The sequence below is a fragment of the Variovorax sp. dw_954 genome, from assembly GCF_018449755.1.
Taxonomy (GTDB): domain Bacteria; phylum Pseudomonadota; class Gammaproteobacteria; order Burkholderiales; family Burkholderiaceae_C; genus Variovorax.
The window spans coordinates 81,755-108,477 of sequence record NZ_JAAVVD010000020.1 but is presented as its reverse complement, the minus strand read 5'-3'; the positions used below and the strand labels follow the sequence as shown (position 1 = coordinate 108,477).

General features: G+C 67.3%; 24 protein-coding genes. 16 read left to right on the top strand and 8 right to left on the bottom strand.

Annotation, left to right across the window (positions count from 1 at the left end; translation table 11 throughout):
* Positions 1–24: 24 nt before the first annotated feature.
* Together HB681_RS26570 and HB681_RS26565 are read right to left on the bottom strand one after the other, a co-directional pair.
* On the bottom strand, positions 25–1,215 hold the full coding sequence (locus HB681_RS26570) for an MFS transporter (RefSeq protein ID WP_256353921.1): 1,191 nt from the start codon (positions 1,213–1,215) through the stop codon (positions 25–27).
* A 190-nt stretch (positions 1,216–1,405) separates the two neighbouring features.
* Positions 1,406–3,136 carry a penicillin-binding protein 2 gene (locus HB681_RS26565; RefSeq protein ID WP_213957877.1) on the bottom strand — a complete coding sequence of 577 codons (1,731 nt, stop codon included), beginning with the start codon at positions 3,134–3,136 and terminating at the stop codon, positions 1,406–1,408.
* Positions 3,137–3,329: 193 nt separating this feature from the next.
* Here HB681_RS26565 and HB681_RS26560 point away from each other — a divergent pair, with 193 nt between their 5' ends.
* The gene (locus tag HB681_RS26560) at positions 3,330–4,430 is read left to right on the top strand and encodes a BMP family ABC transporter substrate-binding protein (RefSeq protein WP_213957876.1); all 1,101 of its coding nucleotides are present in this window, start codon (positions 3,330–3,332) and stop codon (positions 4,428–4,430) included.
* Between the two features lie 80 nt (positions 4,431–4,510).
* Here the strand turns inward: HB681_RS26560 and HB681_RS26555 are convergent, their stop codons facing one another.
* The gene (locus HB681_RS26555; RefSeq protein WP_213957875.1) at positions 4,511–5,173 is read right to left on the bottom strand and encodes an acyltransferase; all 663 of its coding nucleotides are present in this window, start codon (positions 5,171–5,173) and stop codon (positions 4,511–4,513) included.
* A complete protein-coding gene (locus HB681_RS26550; RefSeq protein WP_213957874.1) occupies positions 5,170–6,312 on the bottom strand; it encodes a glycosyltransferase family 1 protein in 1,143 nt (380 codons plus the stop codon). Before HB681_RS26550 ends, HB681_RS26555 begins: the two co-directional genes overlap by 4 nt.
* A 147-nt stretch (positions 6,313–6,459) precedes the next feature.
* Here HB681_RS26550 and guaD point away from each other — a divergent pair, with 147 nt between their 5' ends.
* The 4 genes from guaD (at position 6,460) to HB681_RS26530 (ending at position 9,641) form a co-directional block, all read left to right on the top strand.
* Positions 6,460–7,800: a guanine deaminase gene (guaD, locus tag HB681_RS26545; protein WP_213957873.1), complete on the top strand. Its 1,341-nt coding sequence runs from the start codon at positions 6,460–6,462 to the stop codon at positions 7,798–7,800.
* Entirely contained in the window at positions 7,797–8,363 is a 567-nt protein-coding gene (gene dcd, locus HB681_RS26540; protein ID WP_213957872.1) for a dCTP deaminase, read from the top strand. Before guaD ends, dcd begins: the two co-directional genes overlap by 4 nt.
* Before the next feature lie 105 nt (positions 8,364–8,468).
* Entirely contained in the window at positions 8,469–8,714 is a 246-nt protein-coding gene (locus HB681_RS26535; protein WP_213957871.1) for a putative porin, read from the top strand.
* Between the two features lie 48 nt (positions 8,715–8,762).
* Complete coding sequence (locus HB681_RS26530) at positions 8,763–9,641, top strand: neutral zinc metallopeptidase (RefSeq protein ID WP_213957870.1); 879 nt, start codon at positions 8,763–8,765, stop codon at positions 9,639–9,641.
* Between the two features lie 33 nt (positions 9,642–9,674).
* Here HB681_RS26530 and HB681_RS26525 read toward each other — a convergent pair whose 3' ends face one another.
* On the bottom strand, positions 9,675–10,286 hold the full coding sequence (locus HB681_RS26525) for a TetR/AcrR family transcriptional regulator (RefSeq protein ID WP_213957869.1): 612 nt from the start codon (positions 10,284–10,286) through the stop codon (positions 9,675–9,677).
* A gap of 94 nt (positions 10,287–10,380) precedes the next feature.
* Here HB681_RS26525 and HB681_RS26520 point away from each other — a divergent pair, with 94 nt between their 5' ends.
* Together HB681_RS26520 and HB681_RS26515 are read left to right on the top strand one after the other, a co-directional pair.
* Complete coding sequence (locus tag HB681_RS26520; RefSeq protein ID WP_213957868.1) at positions 10,381–11,595, top strand: MFS transporter; 1,215 nt, start codon at positions 10,381–10,383, stop codon at positions 11,593–11,595.
* 74 nt (positions 11,596–11,669) lie between these two features.
* Entirely contained in the window at positions 11,670–13,139 is a 1,470-nt protein-coding gene (locus HB681_RS26515; protein ID WP_213957867.1) for a DEAD/DEAH box helicase, read from the top strand.
* Between the two features lie 35 nt (positions 13,140–13,174).
* Here HB681_RS26515 and HB681_RS26510 read toward each other — a convergent pair whose 3' ends face one another.
* Positions 13,175–14,017 carry a symmetrical bis(5'-nucleosyl)-tetraphosphatase gene (locus tag HB681_RS26510; protein ID WP_213957866.1) on the bottom strand — a complete coding sequence of 281 codons (843 nt, stop codon included), beginning with the start codon at positions 14,015–14,017 and terminating at the stop codon, positions 13,175–13,177.
* 23 nt (positions 14,018–14,040) lie between these two features.
* Here HB681_RS26510 and HB681_RS26505 point away from each other — a divergent pair, with 23 nt between their 5' ends.
* Together HB681_RS26505 and HB681_RS26500 are read left to right on the top strand one after the other, a co-directional pair.
* Complete coding sequence (locus HB681_RS26505) at positions 14,041–15,354, top strand: hemolysin family protein (protein ID WP_213957865.1); 1,314 nt, start codon at positions 14,041–14,043, stop codon at positions 15,352–15,354.
* A gap of 26 nt (positions 15,355–15,380) precedes the next feature.
* Positions 15,381–15,701 carry a hypothetical protein gene (locus HB681_RS26500; protein ID WP_213957864.1) on the top strand — a complete coding sequence of 107 codons (321 nt, stop codon included), beginning with the start codon at positions 15,381–15,383 and terminating at the stop codon, positions 15,699–15,701.
* Between the two features lie 178 nt (positions 15,702–15,879).
* On the opposite strand, the gene HB681_RS26495 is transcribed toward HB681_RS26500, so the two are convergent.
* Both HB681_RS26495 and HB681_RS26490 read right to left on the bottom strand, forming a co-directional pair.
* Positions 15,880–16,032: a hypothetical protein gene (locus tag HB681_RS26495; RefSeq protein ID WP_213957863.1), complete on the bottom strand. Its 153-nt coding sequence runs from the start codon at positions 16,030–16,032 to the stop codon at positions 15,880–15,882.
* 167 nt (positions 16,033–16,199) lie between these two features.
* A complete protein-coding gene (locus HB681_RS26490) occupies positions 16,200–17,828 on the bottom strand; it encodes an AMP-binding protein (protein ID WP_213957862.1) in 1,629 nt (542 codons plus the stop codon).
* A gap of 173 nt (positions 17,829–18,001) precedes the next feature.
* Here HB681_RS26490 and HB681_RS26485 point away from each other — a divergent pair, with 173 nt between their 5' ends.
* The 7 genes from HB681_RS26485 (at position 18,002) to HB681_RS26455 (ending at position 26,719) form a co-directional block, all read left to right on the top strand.
* A complete protein-coding gene (locus tag HB681_RS26485) occupies positions 18,002–18,634 on the top strand; it encodes an SCO family protein (RefSeq protein WP_213957861.1) in 633 nt (210 codons plus the stop codon).
* A gap of 203 nt (positions 18,635–18,837) precedes the next feature.
* Positions 18,838–20,457 carry an acyl-CoA carboxylase subunit beta gene (locus HB681_RS26480; RefSeq protein ID WP_213957860.1) on the top strand — a complete coding sequence of 540 codons (1,620 nt, stop codon included), beginning with the start codon at positions 18,838–18,840 and terminating at the stop codon, positions 20,455–20,457.
* 7 nt (positions 20,458–20,464) lie between these two features.
* On the top strand, positions 20,465–21,625 hold the full coding sequence (locus HB681_RS26475; RefSeq protein ID WP_213957859.1) for an acyl-CoA dehydrogenase family protein: 1,161 nt from the start codon (positions 20,465–20,467) through the stop codon (positions 21,623–21,625).
* Between the two features lie 34 nt (positions 21,626–21,659).
* Entirely contained in the window at positions 21,660–23,675 is a 2,016-nt protein-coding gene (locus HB681_RS26470) for an acetyl-CoA carboxylase biotin carboxylase subunit (RefSeq protein WP_213957858.1), read from the top strand.
* 37 nt (positions 23,676–23,712) lie between these two features.
* Positions 23,713–24,507, top strand: coding sequence for an enoyl-CoA hydratase/isomerase family protein (locus tag HB681_RS26465; RefSeq protein WP_213957857.1), 795 nt, complete (start codon positions 23,713–23,715; stop codon positions 24,505–24,507).
* On the top strand, positions 24,504–26,081 hold the full coding sequence (locus HB681_RS26460; protein ID WP_345944751.1) for a long-chain fatty acid--CoA ligase: 1,578 nt from the start codon (positions 24,504–24,506) through the stop codon (positions 26,079–26,081). The genes HB681_RS26465 and HB681_RS26460 overlap by 4 nt, the downstream gene beginning before the upstream one ends.
* Before the next feature lie 11 nt (positions 26,082–26,092).
* Complete coding sequence (locus HB681_RS26455) at positions 26,093–26,719, top strand: methyltransferase domain-containing protein (RefSeq protein WP_213957855.1); 627 nt, start codon at positions 26,093–26,095, stop codon at positions 26,717–26,719.
* The last annotated feature ends 4 nt before the right edge of the window (positions 26,720–26,723 follow it).

The following is a 26,723-nucleotide window of genomic DNA, read 5'->3' as shown; positions in this document are numbered from 1 at the left end:
AGCCGGCCCTGGGGGCTGAGACCTTCAGCGCTTCACGCGCCAATTCCACAGCGCACCGCCCGCCATCAGCACGCAAGTGCCCAGGAACACTGCGCGCATGCCGTAGTGCCCGCCGACGAAACCGCCGAGCAGCGGCCCCACCACCTGCCCGGTGTACTGCGCCGACACCGACCAGCCCAGCATCTGCCCCGCCGCCCGCTCCGGCGCGTTGTGGCGGATCACGCTGGCGATGCAGGGCAGCAGGCCGCCCAGCGACAGCCCCATCAGGAAGCGCAGCAGCACCAGTTGCCAGGACGATGTCACGAAGGCCTGCGGCACCAGCAGCACGGCAGAGACCGCGAGGCAGCCGATGATCACGGTCCAGTGCCCGACGCGGTCCGCCAGCTTGCCGAGACGCGCCGCCGACAGGATGCTGCCCAGCGCCGCGGCCGACATCACCAGCCCGGCCATCAGGGTCACGTGCACCGGGTCGGCCACGAGTTGCGCGACGTAGACCGTGATGATCGGCTCGATCGACATGTTCGCCAGCATCAGCAGCGTGCCGGTGATGAACATCGCGACGATCGGCCCCTTGTCATCAATGGACGCCCAGCCGACCTTCACTTGCGCTCCCTTGGCCACAGGAGGCCGCTTCTCTTCGCGGATCAGCGTCACGGTGGCGAGGAAGGCCACGAAGATCACCGCACCCGCCGCGAAGAAGGTGTTGCGGATGCCGATCAGTGGCGGCAATGCGCCGCCGATCAATGGTCCGACGAGGTTGCCCGCCATGATCGCCGACGACAGCGTGCCGAGCGCCCAGCCGGTGCGCTCCTTGGGCGTCTGCGTGGCCACCAGAACCATCGAGCCGGAGGCATAGCCGCCGAGCAGGCCGGCCAGCAGGCGCAGTCCCACCAGTTGCCACACGTTGTCCGCCACGCCGATCAGGGCCATCGCCACCGACATGCCCAGGCTGGCGCGGATCAGCATCAGCTTGCGCCCATAGAGATCCGCCAGCTTCCCCCACAGCGGCGCGCACAGCGCCGCGCTGAAGAAGGTCGCGCCAAACGCGACGCCCGACCATTGCACGATGGCCGCATGGTCCGTCACACCCAGTTGCTCGACATACAGCGGCAGGAAGGGCAGCAGCAGCGTCATCGCGACGATGGTCGTGAACGAGCCGAACATGCAGACGATGAGATTGCGCCGCCAATGCGGTTGCGGGGATGCTTCAGGCATCCTCCGATTCTGCGGCGCGCCCGCGCTGCGGGCCCATGCCGATTCACGGCGCGGGCCATCGCGCCCCAAGGCGTCGCGATGAGCCGCACAGGGCTTGCAATCAAGCACAGAACAAGGCGGAGCGCTGCAGACAGCGCCGTAGCACGGCAAGGCGCTTCAACGCGGTGATGTGTTTGATTGCGAAGTCGGATCAATGCGCCTGCGAAGGCACCGCCAGGTCCGGCATCACGTTCATGATGCGCAGCGTCTGCTGCACCACCTGGCTGAACACCGGCGCCGCGACCAGCCCGCCGAAGTACTTGCCCGCCCCAGGCTCGTCGACCATCACCGCGACGATGATGCGTGGCTTGTCGATCGGCGACATGCCGGTGTACCAGGCGCGGTACTTGTTGCCGGCGTAGCCCTTGCCCTCCTGCTTGTGGGCGGTGCCGGTCTTTCCGCCGACCGAATAGCCGACCGTCTGCGCCAGCGGCGCCGTGCCGCCGGGCGCCGCGGCCAGGTGCATCATCTGCCGCACCTCGCTCGCGATCTGCGGCGTGAACACCGGGATGCCGACCGGCGGCGCATCGCTCTTGAGCAGCTTCACCGGGATCACCTCGCCACCGTGCGCGAACGCGGTGTAGGCATGCGCGATCTGGAACAGCGAGGCCGACAAGCCATAGCCATAGGACATGGTGGCCTGCTCGATCGGCCTCCATGCCTTCCACGGCCGCAGCCGCCCGGTGATGGCGCCCGGAAACTCCGTCTGCGGCTTCTGCCCGAAGCCGAGCGAAGTGAACGAATCCCACATCTCGTGCGGCGTCATGCGCTGCGAGATCCTGGTCGCGCCGACGTTGCTCGACTTCTGGATCACGCCGATGACGTTGAGCACGCCGAAGTTCTCGTCATCGTGGATGGTGGCGCCGGCCACCGTGATGCGGCCCGGGTTGGTGTCGATGATCGTCTGCGGCGTGATGCGGCCCAGCTGCAGCGCGGTGGCGACGGTGATGGGCTTCATCGTCGAGCCGGGCTCGAACACGTCGGTCATCGCGCGGTTGCGCAGGTGGTCGCCGCTGAGGTCGCTTCGGTCGTTGGGGTTGAAGCTGGGGTAGTTGGCCATCGCGAGCAACTCGCCGGTCACTGCATCGACCACCACGCAACTGCCGGCCTTCGCCTTGTTCTCGATCACCGCGTCGCGGATCTTCTCGTAGGCGACGTACTGGATCCGTTCGTCGATGCTGAGCTGCACGTCGTCGCCGTTGTCCGGCGGCACCGCCTCGCCCACGTCTTCCACCACGCGCCCGAGCCGGTCCTTGATGACGCGGCGCGAGCCGGCCTTGCCGGCCAGACTGTGGTCGAAGGCCAGCTCCACGCCTTCCTGGCCCTGCTCCTCGATGTTGGTGAAGCCGGCCACATGCGCAGCGGCCTCGCCTTCAGGGTAGAGGCGCTTGAAGTCGCTGCGCTGGTAGAGGCCCTTGATGTTGAGCTCTGCCAGCTTGCGCGCCACGGCCACGTCGACCTGGCGCTTGATCCAGACGAAGCTCTTGTCCTCGTCGGCCAGCTTCTTGTCGAAGTCCTTCTGCGGCATCCCGAGCAGTTGCGCGGCATCGCGCAACCTGGCCTGCACGGCCGGGTCGTCGCGCTCGATGTCCTCCGGGATGGCCCAGATGCTGGGCGCCGGCACGTCAGCCGCGAGGATCTGGCCGTTGCGGTCCAGGATGCGGCCGCGGCTGGCCGGCATGTCGAGCGTGCGCACGAAGCGAACCTCGCCCTGGTGAATGAAATACTGGTTGTTGAAGACCTCGACATAGGCCGCACGCGCAGCCAGCAGCGCGAAGCCGAATGCCATGCTGCCGACGATGAACTTGCTGCGCCACAGCGGCGTCTTGCTTGCGAGCAGGGGACTGGTGGCGTATCGGACGCCGGGGCCATTGCGGCTCATGAAAGGCTGCTCACGGTTGTTGATGCTGGTTGGAGAGGGTTGCGAGGCAGGGGATAGACGGGCAGCCGTTGGCGAAGTTCCGCCGCGCCAGGGCATTTCGAAGGCCCGGGGCCGCGCCGCTAAAATACCGCCCGCACCGCTGCTCCGAGGCGCCGCATTTTTTCAACCACCCGGGGCCATGTAGAGGACTACCATGTACAAAAACCTCGTGGCCGCGATCGCGGCTGCCTGCGCTTTTTCATCTCCCGCTTTTTCCCAGACCCCCGCGCCCGCCAGTGCGCCGCTCAAGGTCGGCTTCGTCTACGTTGCGCCGCTGACCGATGCCGGCTGGGTGCACCAGCACGAGCTGGGCCGCAAGGCCGTCGAGGCTGCGCTACCCGGCAAGGTCAAGACCACCTATGTCGAGAACGTCTCCGAAGGCGCCGACGCCGAGCGCGTCATCCGTGACCTGGCCCAGCAAGGCAACAAGCTCATCTTCACCCCGAGCTTCGGCTACATGGAGCCGACGCTGAAGGTGGCGCGCGACTTCCCCGACGTGAAGTTCGAATCGGTGACCGGCCTCAAGACGGCTGGCAACGTCGCGATCTCCAACGCGCGCTACTACGAGGGCCGCTACCTGGCCGGCGTCGCCGCGGGCCGCATGACGAAGACGCACCTGGCCGGCTACGTCGCGGGCTTCCCGATCCCCGAGGTGCTGCAGGGCATCAACGCCTTCACGCTTGGCATGCGCTCGGTCGACCCGAAGGCGCAGGTCAAGGTCGTGTGGCTCGACGAATGGTTCAACCCGCCGAGGGAGCGCGATGCCGCGATGTCACTGTTCAACCAGGACGTCGACGTGATCGCCTTCCACACCGGCTCCACCGCCGTCATGAGCGCCGCCCAGGAGCGCGGCAAGATGGCCGTGGCCTACCACTCCGACATGCGCAAGGTGGCGCCCGACGCCCAGATCGTCGCCGTCACGCACGAGTGGGGCGGCTACTACACGCAGCGCGCCCGCGCCGTGCTGGACGGCACCTGGAAAAGCGGCTCGATCTGGGGCGGCGTGAAGGAAGGAATGATCCGCGTCGGCGATTTCGGCAGCAAGGTGCCGAAGTCCGTACAGGACGAGGTGCTGGCCCGCCAGCGCGACATCGGCAGCGGCAAGCTCCTGCCCTTTGCCGCGACGGCCGACGTGCGCGACAACCAGGGCCGCGTGGTGATCCCGAAGGGAAGCTCGCTCACGGATGCCCAGATCCTGCAGATGAACTGGCTGGTCGAAGGCGTGCAGGGCAAGGTGAGTCGCCAGGGCGCTTGATGACTCAGCAAGCTTGGGGACCCTGAAGGTGCGGAGATCCCGTAGCGAGGGCGGTGTCCGCTGCAGGAATATTCACACCTTCAGTCGATGAAGCCGCGCGTGCGCTTGAAGTACGCCGCATCTTCCGGAATCGACTTGATGCGAACCGCGGGCTGCCCGGCATAGAGCACGCACTCCTCGGCATGCGCCTTGTTCAGCACCGATCCCGCACCCAGGATGCAGCGATCGGGCAGCACCGCCCCGCCGATCGCGGTGATGCGCGTGCCCACCAGGCAATAGGCGCCGATCGAGATCGGCTTGCAGTCCTGGCGCGCCGTCACGGCGTCGATGCCGTGCGTGATGAGCTGCGAGTGATATCCGGCCACGGTCGTGAAGGCGCCGATCGAGACGCGGTCGGTGCAATCGATGATGTGCGACTTGGTGATGGCGGCATGGGCGCCGAGCAGCAGGGCGGGGTCGCGCCCCGTTCGATGCGAGAAATGGGCGCCCGCGGGCGGGTGGCCGGTGATCCAGTTGCCCCGCTCGATGCGTGAATATTCGCCGCACGCCACGCGTCCCAGGTGAATGGCGACATTGAAATGCCCGATGTACGCATGCTCGCCCATCTCCAGTTCACCCGGGAAGATGTACGACAGCCCGATGCGCGCGCTGTCCGCGATGCGATAGCCCCACACCTTGCGCAGCAGCCAGCGCTTCAGCGGCCAGGGCAGGGCCACGACGAGGAGCGACAGCAGCTTCTTCATGCGGCTTGGCGGGCGTCGATCGCCTTGCGGTAGGTGTCGATGTAGCCCCGGGCCATGCGCTCGGACGTATAGAAGGAGGCGTTCTCGAGACCCAGCCTGCGCATCTCATCCAGGCGCGGCGCGGCCTGCTCGATCGCGCTTGCGAGTCCATCGGCGTCTTCCGGCTGCACATAGACCGCGGCCGTGCCGCCGATCTCGTTCATCGGCGCCACGTCGGAGGTGAACACCGGGCAGCCGCAGGCCTGCGCCTCGATGATGGGCCAGCCGAAGCCCTCCTGCAGCGAGGGAAACAGCAGGGCCGTGGCCTGCGAATAGAGCGCGCACAAATCTTCATGCGACACGTTCTTGGCCAGGATGATCTTGTCGGAGACTCCGCTGGAGCGGGCGAGTTCATCCAGCGGAGGGGACAGTGGCGGCCCCACGATCAGCAACTTGTCGGCCATCGGCGGCTGCCCGCTCGCGACGGCGCGCCGCTGCAACTCGATGAACGCCCTGATGATGGTGATGCGGTTCTTGCGCGGCATGTCGGCGCCAATGTGCATCACATAGCGGTCCTGCGGTCCCAGGCCGACTTTGCAGACCACGGGTGCGGCGGCCTCGGGCGCCACCGGCGCGAAGGCAGCGTTGAGGCCATTCAGGACCACGCCCACCTTGCCTTCCTGGGCCAGGCGCAGTTCCAGCAGGTGGCGGCGCGTCAGGTGGGATACGCAGGCGACTTCATCGGTGCGGTCCAGCCCTTTGGAGATCAGTCGCTGGAAGACGCGCCCGGTCCAGCCCACATTCCAGCCGGGAATCATGCCGAGACCGGCCTGGATCGCGATGACGTCGTGGCAGGTCACGATATTCGGCCTGGCGGTCACGCGGGGCACGTACATCGCGTTGGAGTGGTCCGTGACATGCACCACGTCGGCCCAGCGCACATGCCGCTTCAGTGTGAACGGGAACAGCACGAACTTGTCGACATAGCCCACCCATTTCCGCAGGCGCTCGGGCCACGGCAGCCGCTGCACCCAGGGCATGGGCGTGACCAGGCGCACGTCATGGCCCAGCCGCGTCATTTCGCGCTGGATGACGGCCTGGAACAACAGCATGCTCGTCTGCCCGTCCGCGGGCAGGTTACCTATCAGCAGCACTTTCATTGATTGCAGAGATCCAGATCCGGGGGAAGGGGTCGAGTTCTCAAGGAAAGGGCTCCCTGGAATTCACGACGATTGTGTACGGTTGCGGATACTAATTATCGGTACGCAAGCATCATTGACGTGGCGTTTCTGCTTAAGCTACCCCCCATGAAAGCGTACCGTGCCTCACTTTTGCGATTTGATTTCGATGGAAGCGCCCTGTTTGACGAAGATGGCTTGCTGGTCGTCGGCGCCGATTCCCGCGGTCGGCAGGTCGTGGTCGACGCCGGGCCATGGCACCAGGTGGCCCCTCGCCATGCCGGCCTCGGCGCAATAAGCCTGCCCGGGCGCATCCTGGCGCCGGGATTCATCGACATGCATATCCATTTCCCGCAGACCGACATCATCGGGGCGCCTGCGGATGGGTTGCTCCCATGGCTGGAGAACTACACCTTCCCTGCCGAGAGCCAGTTTGCCGACCCGGCGCATGCCGCGCAGGTGGCCGAGGTCTTCCTGGACGAGTTGATGCGCAATGGCGTGACCACCGCGCTCACCTTCGCCACCTCGCACCCGAGTTCCGTCGAAGCCATCTTTTCGGCGGCACAGCGGCGCAAGCTGCGCATGATGGCTGGCAAGGTGCTTCAGGATCGTCATTCGCCAGATGGTGTACGGGACGAAACTGAACAGAGCCTGATCGACACCGAAGCGCTGATCCGGCGCTGGCACAACGTCGACCGCCTCGGCTATGCCATCACCCCGCGCTTTGCGCCGACCTGCACCGACGAGCAATTGCGCGGCGCAGGCAAGCTGGCCGCGCGCTATCCCGACACCTGGATCCACACCCACGTGGCCGAGAACGAGGACGAGGTGAAGTGGGTCATGAAGCTGTTCCCCAAGGCGCGCTCCTACCTGGACGTCTACCTTGGCTTCGACCTGATGCGCGAGCGATCGATTTATGCGCACTGCATCCATTTCGACGACGACGATCGCCGCCTCATGCGCGAGACCGGTGCGGCTGCTGCCGTCAGCCCGACCAGCAATCTGTTCCTGGGCAGCGGGTTCTTCGATTTCGAGGGCGCCGATCGCATCGGCTACCGCTATGGGCTGGCCAGCGACGTGGGCGGCGGCACCAGCTTCAGCCCCTTCCACACCATGCTCGCCGCCTACTACGTGGGTCGCGAGGGCCGGACCAAGCCGGGCCTGAGCATCCCGCCCTCGCAACTGTGGTGGCGTCACACCGCCGGCGCGGCGCGTGCGTTGGGACTCGATGGCGTGATCGGCAACCTGCAGCCCGGCTGCGAGGCCGACTTCCTGGTGCTGGACCCCAAGGCGACGCCGCTGCTGGCGCGCAAGACCGGGCGGGCCAACAGCCTGGAGGAACTGCTGTTTTCGCTGATCGTGCTGGGCGACGACCGGGTGATCGAGCGGACGGTGATCTCGCAAGCGGCGCCCTCGGCGGGTGGCGTGCCAAAATCCACGCCCACTTCCCGCAGCCCCGACTTCACATGAGCATCAAGAGCGACAAATGGATCCGGCGCATGGCCGAGAGCAACGGCATGATCGAGCCCTTCGAGCCAGGCCAGATCCGCGAACGCGAAGGCCACAAGATCATCAGCTACGGCACCTCCAGCTATGGCTATGACATCCGCTGCGCGCCGGAATTCAAGGTTTTCACCAACATTCACAGCACGGTGGTCGACCCCAAGAACTTCGACGAGAAGAGCTTCGTCGACATGCATGGCGACTACTGCATCATCCCGCCCAACAGCTTCGCGCTGGCGCGCACCGTCGAGTACTTCCGCATCCCGCGCAACGTACTGACCATCTGCCTCGGCAAGAGCACTTATGCGCGCTGCGGCATCATCGTCAACGTGACGCCCTTCGAGCCCGAATGGGAAGGCTACGTGACGCTGGAGTTCAGCAACACCACGCCGCTGCCGGCCAAGATCTACGCGGGCGAAGGCTGTGCGCAGGTGCTGTTCTTCGAGAGCGACGAGGTCTGCGAGACCAGCTACAAGGACCGTGGCGGCAAGTACCAGGGTCAGCGCGGCGTGACGCTTCCAAAGGCCTGAGTTCCTACGCCTGCTTGCGCCGCGCGCTCCCAGCCGTCGTGCGCACGCTCGTTCAGCATGGCGCTGCCGTCGCGCACCGGGCGCGTCGCTCCAAAGGGGACCTTCATGCTGGATTCGATCAACGAGGTGCGCCAACTGTCGCCGCTGCGCAAGTTGCTGGTTGCCGTACTCGTGGCGATCGTGTTGGCGCAAGCCGTGGCCATGGCGATGATTGCCCACTCCCAGGTCCGCAAGGCCGAGTGGCGCGCGGCTGCCGAAGCGCAACGTCGCACGGAGGTCGCGCAACGCCCGTCGCGCCCGGCGGCGTTGGGGGATGGCGTCATGACCGTCGGTTACACGCCCCACCGTTGAGCCATTACTATTCACGCGCTATCCGGCGCCGCCGGTGAGGAGACAGCCATGAGATGGGAAGGCAACGAACAATCGGACAACGTCGAGGATCGACGGGATGGTGGCGGCGGAGGAGGCGGCGGATTCATCGGCGGTCGCAGTATCGGCATCGGCACGATCGCGGTGGCGTTGATCGGCGGATGGGTGCTGGGTATCAACCCGCTCACCATGCTCGGCATGCTCAGCGGCGGCGGCTCGCCGCAAGTGCAGCAGCAACCCGGGCCGGCCCACAAGCCGCCCGCCAACGATCGCGAAGCGGCCTTCGTGTCCACCGTGCTCAAGAACACCGAAGTCGTGTGGACGGCGATCTTCCAGCAGAACGGCAAGACCTACACGCCGCCCCGGCTCGTGCTCTTTCGCAACGCCACGCCCACCGCTTGCGGCACCGGCCAGTCGGCCATGGGCCCGTTCTACTGCCCCGGCGACAAGAAGGTCTACATCGACCTGGCTTTTTACGACACGCTCAAGAACCGCTTGGGCGCGCCCGGCGAGTTTGCGCAGGCCTACGTGATCGCGCACGAGGTCGGCCACCATGTGCAGGATGAACTCGGCGTGACCGGCAAGGTCGACGCGATGCGCAATCGCCTCAGCGAGACCCAGAACAACGCCCTGAGCGTGCGCGTCGAACTGCAGGCGGATTGCTTCGCGGGCGTTTGGGCCCGCAATTCGCAGGAGTCGAAGCAATGGCTCGATCCCGGCGATATCGAGGCGGCCATGAACGCCGCGCAGAAGATCGGTGACGACGCGCTGCAACGTTCCGCGGGGCGCGCGGTGGTCCCAGACAGCTTCACCCACGGCACCAGCGCCCAGCGCCAGCACTGGTTTGGCGCTGGTTATGAAAGCGGCAAGATCCAGTCCTGCGATACCTTCGCGGCGCGCAGCCTCTAGCGCTGCCGTAGTCTGGCGCGGAACGAATCCCGGTCAGGCCGCGACTTTTTTCCTGGCCTTTGCAGGAATGGCGGTGTCCAGCATGTGCGCTGCGATGGCGCGGGCCGTAGCTGCCGCGCCGCTGCCGAACTCGAGCTGGCCGGACACCGAGGCGCCGTCATAGAGCAGCATCAGCTGCCGCGCCAGCGCTTCCGGATCGGCGGCGCCGGCGTCCCGGGCCAGCCCCGTGAAGAGCTCCCGCATCCAGCCCCGCGCGTCGTCGCAGGTGGACTGGATGACGCCGCCTGCCTTTGATTCGCTGGCCGCGCGATTGAAGGCGCAACCGCGGAAATTGCCGCTTGCCATGAGGTCTTCCATGGCATCGAACACGCCGAGCAGGCGGTCCCGCGGAGTCGTGTACGTCGCGAGCCTCGCGGTGATGCGCAGCCTGCGCGCCTCCTGCCGGGACTGCAGGTAGGCGCGAATCAGTTCTTCCTTGCTGCCGAAGCAGTCGTAGAGCGAGGCCTTGGCCACGCCGGCGCGCTCGATCACGCGCTCGATGCCGACGGTGTGGATGCCGCCTTCATAGAACAGCTCGTCGGCAGCCGCCAGCAAGCGCTCGCGGGCGGAGCCGCGCTGCGGGGCAAGGGATTTTTTCGTTTCCATGGGCTTGACATTACCAGACCGGTCTGTACACTGCAACCATCAGACAGACTTGTCTGTTCGATGTCAGCCAGCTCGAACGAAGAGGCCGCCCACCATGACCAATGCCCGCACCAGCCTTTCTCACCCCGCCGCCGTGCTGCCGGCCGCTCGGCGCCTGTCGCCCAATGCGGCTTTCCTGCTGCAGGCCTCGATCACGCTGGGCTTCCTGGCCGGGTCGAGCGCGCCGACGCCCTTCTATGCGATCTACCAGCGCGCCTGGGGCTTCTCGTCGACGATGCTGACGGTCGCGTTCGGCGTCTATGCGATCGCGGTGCTGTTGGCGCTGCTGTTCGGCGGTCGGCTGTCGGACCACGTGGGCCGCCGGCCGGTGCTGATCGGCGCGGCGCTGGCCCAGGCGGCAAGCATGGTGATCTTCGCCAATGCCGATGGCTTGTCGGACCTGCTGCTGGCGCGCGTGGTGCAGGGTGTCTCGGCAGGCGTGGCCATCGCCACGGCCGGGGCCGGGCTGCTGGACATCGACAAGAGTCGCGGCGCGCTGGCCAATTCGCTTGCGCCGATGATGGGCACGGCCGTCGGCGGACTGGCCGCGGGGCTGATGATCCGCTACCTGCCCGCGCCGATGCACCTGGTCTACGCAGTGCTGGGCGTCGTGTTCGTGGCGCAGGCGGCGCTCGTGTACTTCATGGCGGAGACCGCGGCCGTGAAGGGCGGCGCGCTGGCGTCGCTGCGGCCCCGCATGTCGGTGCCGGCCGGCGTGCGCGGGCCGCTGTTGCGTGTCACGCCGGCGCTGGTGTCGGTGTGGGCCCTGGCCGGTTTCTACGCGTCCCTGGGGCCGACCCTGCTGATCGGTCTCACCGGCGGCGCCGGCTCGGTGATCCTCGGCAGCAGCGCGTTGTTCGTGCTGGCCGGCAGCGGCGCCCTGTCCGTCCTCGCGACGCGGGCGCTGGAGCCTCATGCATTGCTGCGACTCGGCGCGAGTGCCCTGCTGGTGGGCATGTCCACGGCCATGGCCGCCGTGGCGCTGCGCATGCCGGCTCTGTTCCTGCTCGGCACGGCGCTGGCCGGCGTCGGCTTCGGCACAGGATTCCAGGGCGCGCTGCGGACCATCGTTGCGCTGATCCAGCCGCAGGAGCGCGCCGGCGTGCTGGCGGTGCTGTTCGTGATCTCGTACCTGGCGATGGGCCTGCCGGCGATGATCGCGGGTTACGACGTCGCGCACCAGGGCGACATCGCGCGCACGGCGTACGAGTTCGGCTCGGGCGTGATCCTGCTGTCGGCGCTGGCATTCTTCGGCGCGGTCCGGCGCTGATCCGGCACGCCGGATTGCGGGGTTTTTCTCTGGTTTTTTGCTCAGATTTTCGGCAGTGCGACAATCGAGGGTTAATGACCAGTTCTTTTTCCAATCTTTCGCTGGCTGAACCGCTGGCGCGCGCCGTGGCCGAAATGGGCTACGAGACCATGACCCCGATCCAGGAGCAAGCCATTCCGGTGGTGCTCGCGGGTCAGGACGTGATGGGCGCGGCCCAGACCGGGACCGGCAAGACGGCAGCCTTTGCGCTGCCCCTGCTGCAGCGGATGCTCAAGCACGAAAACGCTTCCACTTCGCCGGCGCGCCATCCGGTGCGTGCCCTGGTGCTGCTGCCCACGCGCGAACTCGCCGTGCAGGTCGCGCAACAGGTCGAGCTTTACGCCAAGTACACGAACCTGCGCAGCGCGGTCGTGTTCGGCGGCATGGACATGAAGCCGCAGACGCTGGAGCTCAAGAGGGGTGTCGAAGTGCTCGTGGCCACGCCCGGCCGTTTGCTCGACCACATCGAGGCCAAGAACGCGGTGCTCAACCAGGTCGAGTACGTGGTGCTCGACGAAGCCGACCGGATGCTGGACATCGGCTTCCTGCCGGACCTGCAGCGCATCCTCAGCTACCTGCCCAAGCAGCGCACCACGTTGCTGTTCTCCGCGACCTTCTCGCCGGAAATCAAGCGGCTGGCCGGCAGCTACCTGCAGAACCCGGTCACGATCGAGGTGGCCCGGCCGAACGAGACGGCCTCCACCGTCGAGCAGCATTTCTACAGCGTGAGCGACGACGACAAGCGTCGCGCGCTCAAGCAGATCGTGCGTCAGCGCGGCATCACGCAGGCCTTCGTGTTCGTCAACAGCAAGCTCGGTTGCGCGAGGCTCGCGCGTTCGCTGGAGCGCGAGGGCCTCAAGACCACGGCGCTGCACGGCGACAAGAGCCAGGACGAGCGCCTGAAGGCCCTGGACGCTTTCAAGAAGGGCGAGGTCGACCTGCTCGTGTGCACCGACGTCGCGGCGCGCGGCCTCGACATCAAGGACGTGCCGGCGGTGTTCAACTTCGACATCCCGTTCAACGCCGAGGACTACGTCCACCGCATCGGCCGCACCGGTCGCGCCGGCGCTTCCGGCCTGGCCGTGAGCTTTGCCAGCGGCGGCAACGACGCGCGCCTGGTGGCCGACATCGAGAAGCTGATCAAGAACAAGATCGAACTCGAAGCCCTCGAGTTCGATGAAGACCGTCCGCGTGGCCGCATCAACGACGGCCGTCGCCACTGGCGCGAAGAGGGCGAGGCCGGCGATGCGCGCGACGTGCTGGACGCGCCGCGCGAACGCGGTGGCGAGTTGCGTGGGTTGCGCGGCGGTGGTCGTCCGCACCGTGCGCCCGCCGCGCCGCGCGATCCGTTCTTCGACCAGCCCTACGAGCCGGGCCAGCGCGAGGCAGCACCGGCATGGGAAGCGGCCGCGAAGAGTTCGCCCCCGGTGCGCGGCATCTCGGCCAACATCAAGAGCAAGCGCAAGGTCGCCGCCCTGTTCAAGACGCCTGAGCCGAGCAACTGAAGCTCGAGTCCGACGCGCGACGACAAAAGCCAGGTTCAGCCTGGCTTTTGACTTTGGGCGCAGTGCACCTCGATGTGCTCGCGCTCGGCCAGCGTGGCGCCGATGCGCGCTGCGCTCAGGCATCCGCCCCAGACGCAGCCGGTATCGGTCGAGAGCAGGTCAGGACGCGACAGCCAGCCCAGCGTGGACCAGTGGCCGAATGCCACCGTGGCCGTGGCTGTGCGCCGGCCAGGCACGTCGAACCAGGGCATGAATCCGGGCGGGGCCGAAGCGGCATCGTCCTTGGCCTCGAACTCCATCACGCCCTTGGCATCGCAGAAGCGCAGGCGGGTCAGCGCGTTGACGATGACGCGCAGGCGCTCGATGCCGACGAGCGTGTCGCGCCACTGTGCCGGCTTGTTGCCGTACATGTCGTGCAGGAATTCGCCGTATGCGGAGCCTTGCAGCACGGATTCGACTTCCGAGGCGCAGGCCAGCACATCGCCCACGTTCCATTGCGGCAGCACGCCGGCATGGACCATCAGCAGGTCCGATCCGCCGATGGCTTCATGCAGCGCCATGTGCTGGTGGCGAAGCCAGTCGAGCATGGCATCGCGGTCCGGCGCCTCGAGCACGCCCGCCAGCGTGTCGCGCCGGCCCGCCTTGTGCGCGCCCGATGCGACTGCCAGCAGGTGCAGGTCGTGGTTGCCGAGCAGGCATCGTGCCGACGCGCCGTAGCCGTGCGCGCGACGGAGCACGCTCGCCGACCCGGGGCCGCGATTGACCAGGTCGCCAAGCAGTACCAGCCGGTCGCGGCTCGGCGAGAAATCGATCTTGTCCAGCAGCCGTCCAAGCGCCTCGTCGCAGCCCTGCACGTCGCCTATCAAGTAAAGTGCCATGCTTCCCATTCTCCCCCGCGTTCATGGATGTTTTCCTCCTGGCCGTGCTGACGACGCTCAACGCGTTGTTCTCCATGTCCGAAATGGCCCTTTCGACCAGCCGCCGTGCGCGGCTCGCGGCAATGGCCGAAACGGGCGATGCCGGCGCCGTTGCCGCGCTGCGCCTGATGGAAGACCCGACGCAGTTCCTCTCCACGGTGCAGATCGGCATCACCTCGATCAGCATGCTCAGCGGCATCGTGGGCGAGGCCGCTTTCGCTGCGCCGCTGGCCGACTGGTTCGAGACGCTGGGCATGGGCAAGGGGGCCGCGAGCGTGGTCTCGACGGGGCTGGTGGTGACGGTCATCACCTTCTTCACCATCCTCGTGGGCGAACTGGTGCCCAAGCGCATCGGGCAGTTGTATCCGGAGCCGGTGGCGCGCTGGGTTTCGCGGCCGATGCGTGCTGTGGCCACGGGCGCCAAGCCCTTCGTGCTGCTGCTGTCGGGCGCGACCGCCATGATCCTGCGCTTCCTGCGCATCGATGCCAACGCGGCGCGAGTCGTCACCGAGGAGGAGATCTCGGCGAGCCTGGAAGAGGGCGTGGATGCGGGCGTCATCGAGCACCATGAGCACCAGATGGTGCGCAACGTGTTCCACCTGGACGACCGGCGCCTGTCGTCACTGATGGTTCCACGCGCCGACATCGAATGGCTGGAGGCCAGCGATTCGGTGGCCCAGGCCCTGCGGAAGGTCGCGGACGCCGGCGCGCTGAACATCGTGCATTCGTGGTATCCGGTCTGCCGGAATTCGCTCGACGACGTGGTCGGCGTGATCAGCGTGGCGCGCTTGTTGCATCTGGGTCCGCAGCATGAGGGCGTGATCGAATCGGCGGCGCAGCCGGCATCGTTCGTGCCGGAGACGTTGACCGGCATGGAGTTGCTGGAGCAGTTCCGGGAGCGGGCCGGCCGGCTGGTGTTCGTCGTCGACGAGTATGGCGAGGTCCAGGGCCTGATGACGCCGCGGGATCTGCTGGAGGCCATTACCGGCGAATTGCAGCCCGGGATGCAGACCGATGCATGGGCGACGCATCGGGAGGATGGCACCTGGGAGCTCGATGGATTGATGCCCGTGTCAGAATTGAGGGCTCGACTTGCCATCAAGGAATTGCCCGACGAGGAGCGCGGTCGCTACAACACGGTGGCCGGGCTGCTGATGTCGGTGTCCGGCCAGTTGCCGACAGTGGGCGAGCGCATCGATTGCGCGGGATGGACCTTCGAGGTGGCGGCGCTCGATGGCAGGCGAATCGACAAAGTGCTGGCAAGTCCCGACACGACCTACAACCCGGAAGATGGCTGAATACCGCCGACCCGAATGATTTCTCCATGAGCCAGGAACCTCTCCGCATCACCGTTGGCCCCCGATGGCAGCTTTTCACCTACCAGCGTGAGGGCTTTCAATTGATTGGCACCGTGCAGCGCGGCATGCAGATCGGTGCACTGGCGAAGATGCCCGATGGTGACTATGCGCAGGTCAACGGCGACATCGTCGAGACGCTGAACCGCAGCCGCGTCGAGTTCGCATTGCGCGCCGCCACGGGCACCAAGCCGGGCGAGCCGATCGTCAACATCCCCCGCGCGCCTTCGCCGGCGGTGGTGGTGACGGTGAAGAAGAAGCGCCGCATCGTCCTGCCGCCGAGCGAATAAAGGCGCCGTACGGCCGGCGTGACCTTGCGGCAATGGGCCGCTCGCGTATTCATCAGCCTATGAGGCGATCCGGAGCGACAGCAATTTCGCGGGTCGGTGCGATGCGCCGTGGAGCTGACGCGGGAACTGCTTCCGTACAGCTTCAGTCAGCGCGCGCCGTGTCGAATGGACCCGAACTTCAGCCCTGGCGCTTGAAGTACTGCACCTCACGTTCATGCTGCTTTGCTTGCGCCATGGAATCGAAGGTGCCAAGGTTGCGTCGCTTTCCGGTCTTGGGATCGACCTTGCGGGAGTAGAGGCGGTATTCGCCGGAGGCGAGCTTGCGGATCATGCTGGGCTCCTTCTGTGTTGACGGCCAGTCGGGGCAGCTTCGATCCTTGGGCTGCGCCGTGTGTAGTACGGCTTCACCTCGTGCTGCCAGCGCTGGCTTTCATGCGCTCGGCGATCGCGCAGTTCTCCCCGCGCTGGTACCGCAGGCCCGGCGCCTGAGGCGCCCGGTCAGCGCCCTTCGGCGCGCAGCGCGGCCTTCTGGATCTTGCCGGCCGGCGTCATCGGCAGTTCGGTGCGCAGCACGACCTGGCGTGGCATCTTGTAGTCGGCGATCTGGCCGGCGCAGTGCGCCAGCACCTCGGCCTCGGTCAGGTCGCTGTCTTCGCGGGCGATGACGTAGTAGCGGCCGACCTCGCCGAGCACCTTGTCGGGCACGCCGATGCCGGCGACCATCAGCACGGCCGGATGCTTCGCGATGTGCGCCTCGACCTCGGCGGGGTAGACGTTGAAGCCGCCCTGGATGTACATGTCCTTCATGCGGCCCTTGAGCGTGATGTAGCCGCGCGCATCGACGATGCCCATGTCGCCCGTGTGCAGCCAGCCGCCCTCGAAAGCGCCGGAGCCTGCTGCCGCGCCGATGTAGTCGCGCACCACGCCCAGTCCCCTGAAATGCAGCTCGCCGATCTCGCCCGGCGGCAGTGCATGGTCGTCCGCTCCGACCGCACGGACCTCGGCGCCTTCGAGCGGCTTGCCGATGCTTTGCATGAGGTCTTCGTCGGCGCAGCCCCACGGGGTCATGACCAGCGCGCCGGAGGCCTCGGAGAGGCCGTAGAGGTTCATGATCGTCGCACCCGGCATGCGCTGCTGCAGTTGCGAGAGAAGCGTGCTGTCGACGTTGGAGCCGCCCGTGATGATGAGTCGCACCGACGACAGGTCGACCGATTCCGACTCGGGGTGCATGAGGATCAGGGTCATCATCGTCGGCACGCCCACCAGGATCTGGGGCGGACGCTTGCGGATCATGTCGAGCACGGTCCTGGCCTTGAAGCTCGCGACCAGCTCGCAGCTTCCGCCGACGAGCAGTTGCGACAGGATGCCGCAGGTGATGCCGCCGACATGGTTGAGCGGATTGGACAGCTGCAGCAGGTCGCCGGCGCGCGCTTTCGTGTGGCGGGCCTGGCCGCCGGCCGAGGCGAGCAGGCTGGCATGGGTCAGGGCGCAGCCCTTGGGACGGCCGGTGGTGCCGGAGGTGTAGATGACCATGGCGAGGTCGTCGGGCTGCACGACGGTGGTGGCGGCTCCCAGGCCTCCAGGGTCCGGCCGCGTCCGGCCTCGCCCTTGCGGGGGATCCAGTCGAGATGGCAAAGCGACATCGACTTGAGAGCGCGCGGCGTCGGCGTCTGCGGACTGCATCTTCCGGAACGCTTCGCTGCCGATGGCGATGACCTGGCGCAGCGCCGGGAGGCGCGCGGCCATGCGATCGAACATCGCGAGGCAATCGAATCCATCGACCTTGTCGAGCGTGAACACCATCCTGGCCTCGCTGTCGGCCAGCATGTATTCGATCTCCGCGTCGCGGTAGCGGGCGCTGAGCGCGACCACGGCCACGCCGATGCGGGTGGCCGCAAAGAACAGCTGCAGCCACTCGATCTGGTTGTGCGACAGCACCGCGATGCGGTCGCCTCGCGCAAGGCCCGCATCCTGCATCGCGCTGGCCATGCGTCGGCTTGCCATGTGCATGTCGGCGAATGAAAGGGCCGTGTCGCCGTCGATCCAGGCCTCGATCTGGGGATGCAGCGAAGCAGCGCGTTCGAGGGCCTGGGGCAAGGTGGAAGCAGTGAAGGGGTCGGCGTGCATCGCCGCAGGGTAAGTGCGTTGCCATGGGCTGGCTTGCGTCTACTCGCTGGCTGCGGGAGTCAGCACGGGATGGCTTGCGGCCGAGCGGGCCGCTTGCCAAATCCGGCTAACGCGCGGCCACGTTGCGGGCTTACCGTCGCGCGTATTCCATGAACCACAAGGAGCACGGGGCGATGATGCGGTCAGACCACCCGGGCGGCCCGGGGCGAAGGCGCTTCCTGGCGGCGATGTCCGGCATGGCCGTGGCAGCCGCGGCTCCGTCGATCGCGCTCGCGCACGCCGGGCATGCCGCACCGGTGAGCGAATCGCCTGCGCAGACGCTGCTGCGGCCCGACCGACCCGTTGCCCGCCTGCGGCTGCGCATGGCCGGTGGCGGGACGTCCGAATTGCGCACGCTGGTCGACGGGCAGGTGACTGCCGTGCAATTGATGTTCACCGGCTGCGGCACCACCTGCCTCACGCAAGGCGCGCTCTTCGCGGCCCTGCAGGAAAGGCTGGCCGGCCAAAGCCGCGAGCGTCGCCTGCTCTCGATCAGCATCGACGCATTGGGCGACGACCCGAAGGTGCTGGCGGCGTGGCTGGGCCGCTTCGGCGCGCAAGGTGCGCGCTGGACCGCAGGCGTGCCTTCCGTCGAGGAGACGGACCGGCTGCTGTTTGGGTTCAGCGTCGGATCCAGCGCGATCAACGCGGCTGAGCACCTGAACCGGGTCTTCATCGTGGACGCCGGCGGCTTCCTGCGGGTCGTCACGTCGCTCGATCCGTCTGCCGACCAGGTGATGCGGGCCATGGACCTCTGTCGCGGCTAGCTGCGTCTCTGGCCGCCGAAGAGTTGCCCGGGAGCCGCTCAGGAGCCGCCCACAAGCAGGCGACGAGCAGGCCACGACCGGGCCACGACCGGGCCACGAGCAGCCACCGCGCGAAGCAGCCACTTCGCACAAGACCGCTCCCGCCCGATTGCCTAAGCTGCGCCATCCGCATCGTGCCGTGACCCGGCAAGGCATCACCACCCATGGCAATCATCGAGTCGACCGTTTCCCCCGGCAGCGAGGCCTTCGAGGCCAACCGCACGGGCATGCTGGCCTTGATCGAGCGTGTACGCACGTTCGAGCGGCGCAGCATCGCCACCTCGGCCAAGTCGCGCGAGCGCTTCGAGAAGCGCGGGCAGCTGCTGCCGCGCGAGCGCCTGTCGCTGCTGCTCGACCCGGGCACGCCATTCCTCGAGATCTCGTCCCTGGCGGGGCTGGGTCTCGACAACCCCGACCTGGAGAAAAGCGTGCCGGGCGGCGGCGTGATCGCCGGCATCGGCTGGGTGTCGGGCGTGCGGGTGATGGTCAATGCGTCGGACTCCGGCATCGATGCCGGCGCACTGCAGCCAATGGGCATCCCGAAGCAGATGCGCATCCATGAGCTGGCCCTGGAAAACAAGCTGCCGCTCGTTCAACTGGTCGAGAGCGCGGGCGCCAACCTCATGACCTACAAGGTCGAGGAGTTCATCATCGGCGGCGGCCTGTTCCGCAACTTGGCGCGCATCTCCGCGGCCGGGCTGCCGGTGCTGACGGTGACGCATGGTTCGTCGACGGCGGGCGGCGCGTACCAGACGGGCCTGTCGGACTACATCGTGATGGTGCGCGGGCGCTCGCGGGCCTTCCTTGCCGGGCCGCCGCTGCTGAAGGCGGCCACCGGCGAAGTCGCGACCGAGGAAGAACTGGGCGGCGCGGTGATGCACACGTCGATCTCGGGGCTGGGCGATTACCTGGCGGAGGACGACCGCGATGCCATCCGCATCGCCCGCGAGATCCTTGCCAACATCGACTGGAACCGCGACATGCCGGCCGCGCCGGCGCGCAGCTTCAAGCCGCCGCGTTACGACGCAGAAGAACTGCTCGGCATCATGCCGATGGACCACAAGCGCCCGGTCGACATGAAGCAGGTCATCGCGCGCATCGCCGATGATTCCGAGTTCCTGGAGTTCGGCGAGAACTACGGCAGCGCCACGGTGGTGGGCCACATCAAGATCGAGGGCATGCCGCTCGGCGTGGTCACCAACAACGGCCCGATCGACGTGGCCGGCGCAACCAAGGCGACGCACTTCATCCAGGCCTGCTGCCAGTCGAAGACGCCGCTGCTCTACCTCAACAACACGACCGGCTTCATGGTCGGCAAGGACTACGAGGAGGCCGGCATGATCAAGCACGGCTCCAAGATGATCCAGGCCGTGACCAACGCGACGGTGCCGCAGATCACGATCTATTGCGGCGCGTCCTTCGGTGCGGGCAACTACGGCATGTGCGGCCGCGGCTTTCATCCGCGCTTCTGCTTCTCCTGGCCGAATGCCAAGACGGCGGTGATGGGCGGCGAGCAGGCGGCCAAGACGATGGTCATCGTCACCGAAGCCGCGATGAAGCGAAAGGGCGAAGTCGACCAGGCCAAGCTCGACGTGATGGAGAAACGCATCGTCGACCACTTCGACAGCCAGATGAGCGTGTTCACCACCAGCGCACGCCTGCTCGACGACGGCGTGATCGACCCGCGCGACACGCGCGAGGTGCTGAGCAAGGTGCTGTCGATCTGTCGCGACGCGGAACTGCGCGAGCCGCAGAAGATGCAGTTCTCCGTGGCCCGTCCCTGATCGCCGTATGCAACTCACCCCCGAACACGAGACGCTGCGCGACACGCTCAAGCGCTTCATCGACAAGGAGATCAACCCGCACGTCGACGCGTGGGAAAAGGCCGAGGTCTTTCCCGCGCACGAGGTGTTCAAGCGCCTGGGCGACCTGGGCTTCCTGGGGCTGACCAAGCCGGTGGAGAACGGCGGCTCGGGCCTCGACTACTCCTACGGCGCCGTGATGGCCGAGACGCTCGCGCACATGAACTGCGGCGGCGTGCCGATGGCCATCGGCGTGCAGACCGACATGGCCACGCCGGCACTGGCGCACCGCGGCAGCAAGGAACTGCGCGACGAGTTCCTGGCGCCGGCCATCGCGGGCGACTACGTGGCTTGCCTCGGCGTGTCGGAAGTCGGCAGCGGCTCCGACGTGGCGTCGATCAAGACCACGGCACGCAAGGACGGCGACGACTACGTCATCAACGGCGGCAAGATGTGGACCACCAATGGCACGCAGGCCGACTTCTGCTGCGTGCTGGCCAACACCTCCGATGGCGCGGCGCACCGCAACAAGTCGCTGATCATCGTGCCGATGAAGACCAAGGGCGTGGAGGTGGCGCGCAAGCTGGTCAAGTTGGGCATGCATGCGTCCGACACGGCCCAACTGCACTTCGACGACGTGCGCGTACCGCAGCGCCATCGCATCGGCGAGGAGGGCATGGGCTTCATGTACCAGATGGAGCAGTTCCAGATCGAGCGCTTGTGGGGCGCGCTCAACAACGTGGGCATGGCGCAGCGCGCGATCGACGTCACGGTCAAGTACACGCGCGAGCGGCAAGCCTTTGGCCGCTCCATCCTCGACAACCAGTGGGTGCACTACAAGCTGGCCGAACTGCAGACCGAGGTGGCCTGCCTCAAGGCGATCTGCTGGCAGGGCGTGGAAGAGGTCGTGGCCGGGCAGGACGCGACGCGCACCGCCACCATGGCCAAGCTCAAGGCCGGCCGCGTGATTCGACAGGTAGCAGACGGCTGCCTGCAGTTCTGGGGCGGCATGGGTTTCATGGACGAGAGCCCCATCTCGCGCATCTTCCGCGACGGTCGGCTCACTTCGATCGGCGGCGGCGCCGACGAAGTGATGCTGCAGATCCTCAGCAAGTTCATGGGCACCTTCCCGCTCAAGGGCACGGCCTGACCACCTATCGACGACGCAACCGGACGCACGTTCCATGACCGCACCGCAGAATCCTCCCTCGACTTCATTCGCGACTCCGTTCCGCAAGATCCTGATCGCCAACCGCGGCGAGATCGCGCTGCGCATCATCCGCAGCGCCCGCGCCCTCGGCTACCGCACGGTGGCGGTGTATTCCACGGCCGATGCCGACGCGCGCCATGTGCGCGAGGCCGACCAAGCGGTGTGCATCGGCGAGCCGCTGCCGGCGCAGTCGTATTTGCGCATCCCCGCCATCGTCGATGCGGCAAGGCTCAGCGGCGCCGACGCGGTGCACCCCGGCTACGGCTTCCTGGCCGAGAACGAGGACTTCGCGCAGGCCTGCAAGGATGCGGGGCTGGTCTTCATCGGTCCTTCCGCCGAGGCCATCGTCTCGATGGGCAACAAGGCCGGCGCCAAGACCCTGATGATGGCTGCGGGCGTGCCCTGCATCCCCGGTTACCAGGGCGAGGACCAGAGCGAGGAACGGCTGGCGCGGGAGGCGGAGCGCGTCGGCTTTCCCGTGATGATCAAGGCGACCGCCGGCGGCGGCGGCCGCGGCATGCGGCTGGTGCCGTCGGCCAGGGAGTTCGCCGAGATGCTGCGCAGTGCGCGCTCGGAGGCGCAGAGCGCCTTCGGCAATCCCGAGGTGATCCTGGAGCGCGCCATCGTCGAGCCGCGCCACATCGAGATCCAGGTCTTCGCCGACCGCCATGGCAACGCCATCCACCTGGGCGAACGCGATTGCTCGGTGCAGCGCCGCCACCAGAAGCTGATCGAGGAAGCGCCGTCTCCGGCCGTGAATGCCGACCTGCGCGCACGCATGGGCGCCACCGCGGTCGCGGCGGTGAAGGCGATCCGCTACGAGGGCGCGGGCACGCTCGAGTTCCTGCTCGACAGCGAAGGCAACTACTACTTCATGGAGATGAACACGCGCCTGCAGGTGGAGCATCCCGTGACCGAGGCCATCACCGGGCTGGACCTGGTCGCGTTGCAACTTCGCGTGGCCTCGGGCGAGCCATTGCCCATCGCGCAGGACGACGTGAAGTTCAAGGGCCACGCCATCGAGGTGCGCCTGTGCGCCGAGGATGCCGACAAAGGCTTCATGCCGCAGAGCGGAACGATGGCGCTGTGGCACATGCCGCAGCACCTGCGCGTCGAGCACGCGATGCGCTCGGGTGCGCAGATCCCGCCCTACTACGACTCGATGATCGCGAAGATCATCAGCTACGGCGACAACCGCGAGGCCGCGCGCCGCAAGCTGATGTCGGGCCTGGAAGACGCCGTGGCCCTGGGCGTGACGACCAACCAGGCCTTCCTGCACCGCTGCCTCGGCCACGCGGTGTTTGCCGAGGGCGGCGCGACCACCGCCTTCATCGCGCAGAACCAGGACGCCTTGCTCGCGGCCGACACCGCCGTGCAGGCACGCGCTGCCGCCATCGCCGCGGTCGTGCTCCACGAAACCGCCGGCGAACGGCGTGCCCGCGCGCCGGGCCGGCGCATGACGCACAGCCTGCCGATCTCCCTGCGCTTCGAAGCGGATGGCGCGATGGTGACGGCGGGCCTGGTGCTCTCGGGGCAGCGCCACTTCGACGTGACGATCGGCGAGCAGGCCTTCGTGATCGAGTTGCGCGACCTGGGCGAGCACGCGGCGCACCTTGTCTGCGATGGCCTGCTCGAAGGCGTCTCGTTCTTCCGCGACGGCGCCGCGCTGTTCCTGCACTACCGCGGCAGGCCGGTGCGCATCGAGGACAAGACGCGCGCCGCGTCCGCGAAGCAGGGCGAGGCCGGTGGCGACGGCAAGCTGCGTGCCTCCATGAACGGACGCGTGGTCGCGGTGATGGCGGCGGTCGGCGACATCGTCGAGGCCGGCCAGCCGATGGTCACGCTGGAAGCGATGAAGATGGAACACATCCACGCCGCGCCTGTCGCCGGCAAGGTGACGGCGCTGCATGTGAAGACCGGCGACCAGGTCGCCGCAAGCCGCATCGTGGTGGAGATCGAGGCGGCGGCGAAGGAGTCCGCGCCGGCTTGAACCGGTGCGGCAAGACAACGAAGGAGACACGAGAACGATGACCGACACGACAACCGCCGCCGAGCCGGCCGTGCTTCACGAGAAGCGCGGCCACGCGATGTGGATCACCATCAACCGGCCCGACAAGCGCAACGCCATCAACAAGGACGTCGTCGCGGGCATCCGTGCCGGCTGGCGCGCCGCGCATGCCGACCGCGACGTGCGCGTGATCGTGCTGACCGCGGCGGGCGACAAAGCCTTCTGCGCGGGCGGCGACCTGCAGCCGGGCGCGGGCTTTTCCTTCGACCTCTCGCAGCCCACGCTCGACTATGCCGACCTGCTGCGCGAGGCGCAGAACAGCACGCTGCCGAGCATCGCGCGCATCAACGGCGTCTGCATGGCCGGCGGCATGGGCCTGCTGTGCATGACCGACATGGCCATCGCGGCGGACAACGTGCTGTTCGGCTTGCCCGAAGTGAAGATCGGACTGTTCCCGATGCAGGTGCTGAGCCTGCTGCAGGACATCGTGCCGCGGCGCGTGCTGCGCGAGTGGTGCCTGACCGGCGAGCCCTTCGGCGCTGCGGAGGCAAAGGAAGCCGGCCTGCTGAACCACGTCGTGCCGGCCGGGGAGCTGGATGCGAAGACGCAATGGCTGGTCGACCGCATCGCCGGCAAGTCGCCGACCGCCATCCGGCGCGGCAAGTACGCGATGCGGGCGCTGTCGTCGATGTCCTTCGACGAGGGCATCGCATTCACTGAGGGCCAGATCGCCTTGCTCGCGACCACCGAAGACGCGAAGGAAGGACTGGCCTCGTTCAATGAAAAGAGGAAGCCGGTATGGACAGGGCAGTGAGCCCGACTGCCGGCAGCGCGCATGCCGTGGGCCTGGCCGAGTGGCTCAGGCGCCGCGCCGCGCGTGCGCCGCACAAGCCCGCGCTGACCTGCGATGGCCTGACCTGGAAATACGGTGAGCTGATCGACCGCATCGAACGGCTGTCGTCCGTGCTGTCCGCCGGCGGCGTTCAAGCAGGCATGCGCGTCGGCTACCTCGGCTTCAACGATCCGATGCTGCTGGTCGCACTGTTCGCGGCGGCGCGCGTCGGCGCGATCTTCGTGCCGCTCAACTTCCGGCTCACAGGGCATGAACTGGCCTTCATCATCGAGGACGCCGGCATCCACACGCTGATGGTGGGTGAATCACACCTGGCCGTCATCGACGAAGTCCGCGGCGGCCTGCATTGCGCGCGCTACCTGCATCGTGCCGGCGGCTGCGAAGGCTGGGAGTCGACGGATGCGCTGATGGCTGCGGCCGTGGGCAAGCCCTTGCCAGATGCCGTGCCCGCGCGTGCCGACGACACGGCGCTGATCATGTACACCTCGGGCACCACCGGCCACCCGAAGGGCGCGATGCTCACGCACGGCAACTTCTGGGCGAACAACCTCAACGAGATCTTCCTGTGGGATCTGGGGTCGTCGGACGTCAAGCTCAACTTCGCGCCCATGTTCCACGTCGGCGGCCTGCTGTGCGGCACGCTGACCACGCTGATGGCCGGTGGCCACCTGGTGCTGCAGCGCGCCTTCGAGCCGCAGGCCGTGTTCGACGCCATCGCGCAGTACCGCGTGAGCGTGACCTTCGGCGTGCCGGCGATGCTGCTGTTCATGAGCCAGCATCCGTCCTTCGAGGCGGCCGACCTGTCGTCTCTGCGTTCGATCGCGGTGGGCGGCGCGCCGATGCCGGAGCCGCTGCTGCGCCTCTATGCCTCGCGCAACATCCCGGTGCATCAGGGCTACGGCATGACCGAGACGGCATCGATGATCACCTTCCTGCACCCCGACCGCACGATCGACAAGCTGGGCTCGGCCGGCACGCCGCCGATCCTGACCGAGATCAAGCTGCTCGGCCCGAACGACGAGGAGGTCACCGCGCCCGGCGCCACCGGCGAGGTCTGCGTGCGCGGCGCCAACGTGATGCCCGGCTACTGGAACCGGCCTGAGGCCACGGCCTCGGTGTTCACCGACGACGGCTGGTTCCGCAGCGGCGACGTGGGCTATCGCGACGCGGAGGGCTTCCTCTACATCTGCGACCGGCTCAAGGACATGGTCATCAGCGGTGGCGAGAACGTCTACCCGGCCGAGGTGGAGAGCGTGCTCTACGACCACCCCGACGTGGCCGAGGTGGCAGTGATCGGCGCGCCCGACGAGCGCTGGGGCGAGCGCGTGGTGTGCGTGGTCGCGCCCAAGCCGGGCAAGACCGTCACGCTGGAAGACCTGCATGCCTTCGCAGGGGACAAGCTGGCCCGCTACAAGCTGCCGAAGGAACTGCGCATCGTGGAAGCGCTGCCGCGCAACCCGACCGGCAAGGTGCTGAAGGCGAAGCTGCGCGAGCAGAATGCGCCGGCCGGCGAGAAGTCGGCAGCCGGCTCCTGAAGGACCAAAGCATGGCCGGCCCGACTCCCGCCTTCTGGCAAGAGCGCTTCGACACCTCGACGACGCCGTGGGACCGCGGCGCGCCCGGTCCGCAACTTGAACGCTGGATTGCAGAGGGCGCCATCGCAGCCGGCCAGCGCGTGCTGGTGCCCGGCTGCGGCAGTGGGTGGGATGTGGCGGCGCTGGCCGAAGCGGGCGTGGCGATCACAGGCATCGACTACGTGGAGGGCGCGGTCACGCGCACGCGCCATCGCCTCGCGGATCGCTCATTGGAGGCCGAGGTGGTGCAGGCTGATGTGCTGGCCTGGAACCCGCCGCTGCCGGTCGACGCGGTCTATGAGCAGACCTGCCTCTGCGCGTTGCATCCGGACCATTGGATGGCTTATGCGGCGCAACTCGCGGCGTGGGTGCGTCCGGACGGCAAGCTGTTCGCGCTGTTCATGCAGCGGCCTGATCCGTCGTCCGCCGATGGCGCGGTGACCGGCCCGCCGTATCACTGCGACATCCATGCGATGCGCGCGCTGTTCCCGGCCTCGCGCTGGCATTGGCCCAAGCCGCCGTACGAGCGCATCGCGCATCCGAGCATGGCCTATGAGCTGGCCGTGGCGTTGACGCGCGCAGCCGTCGAACCCGCTTGAGACG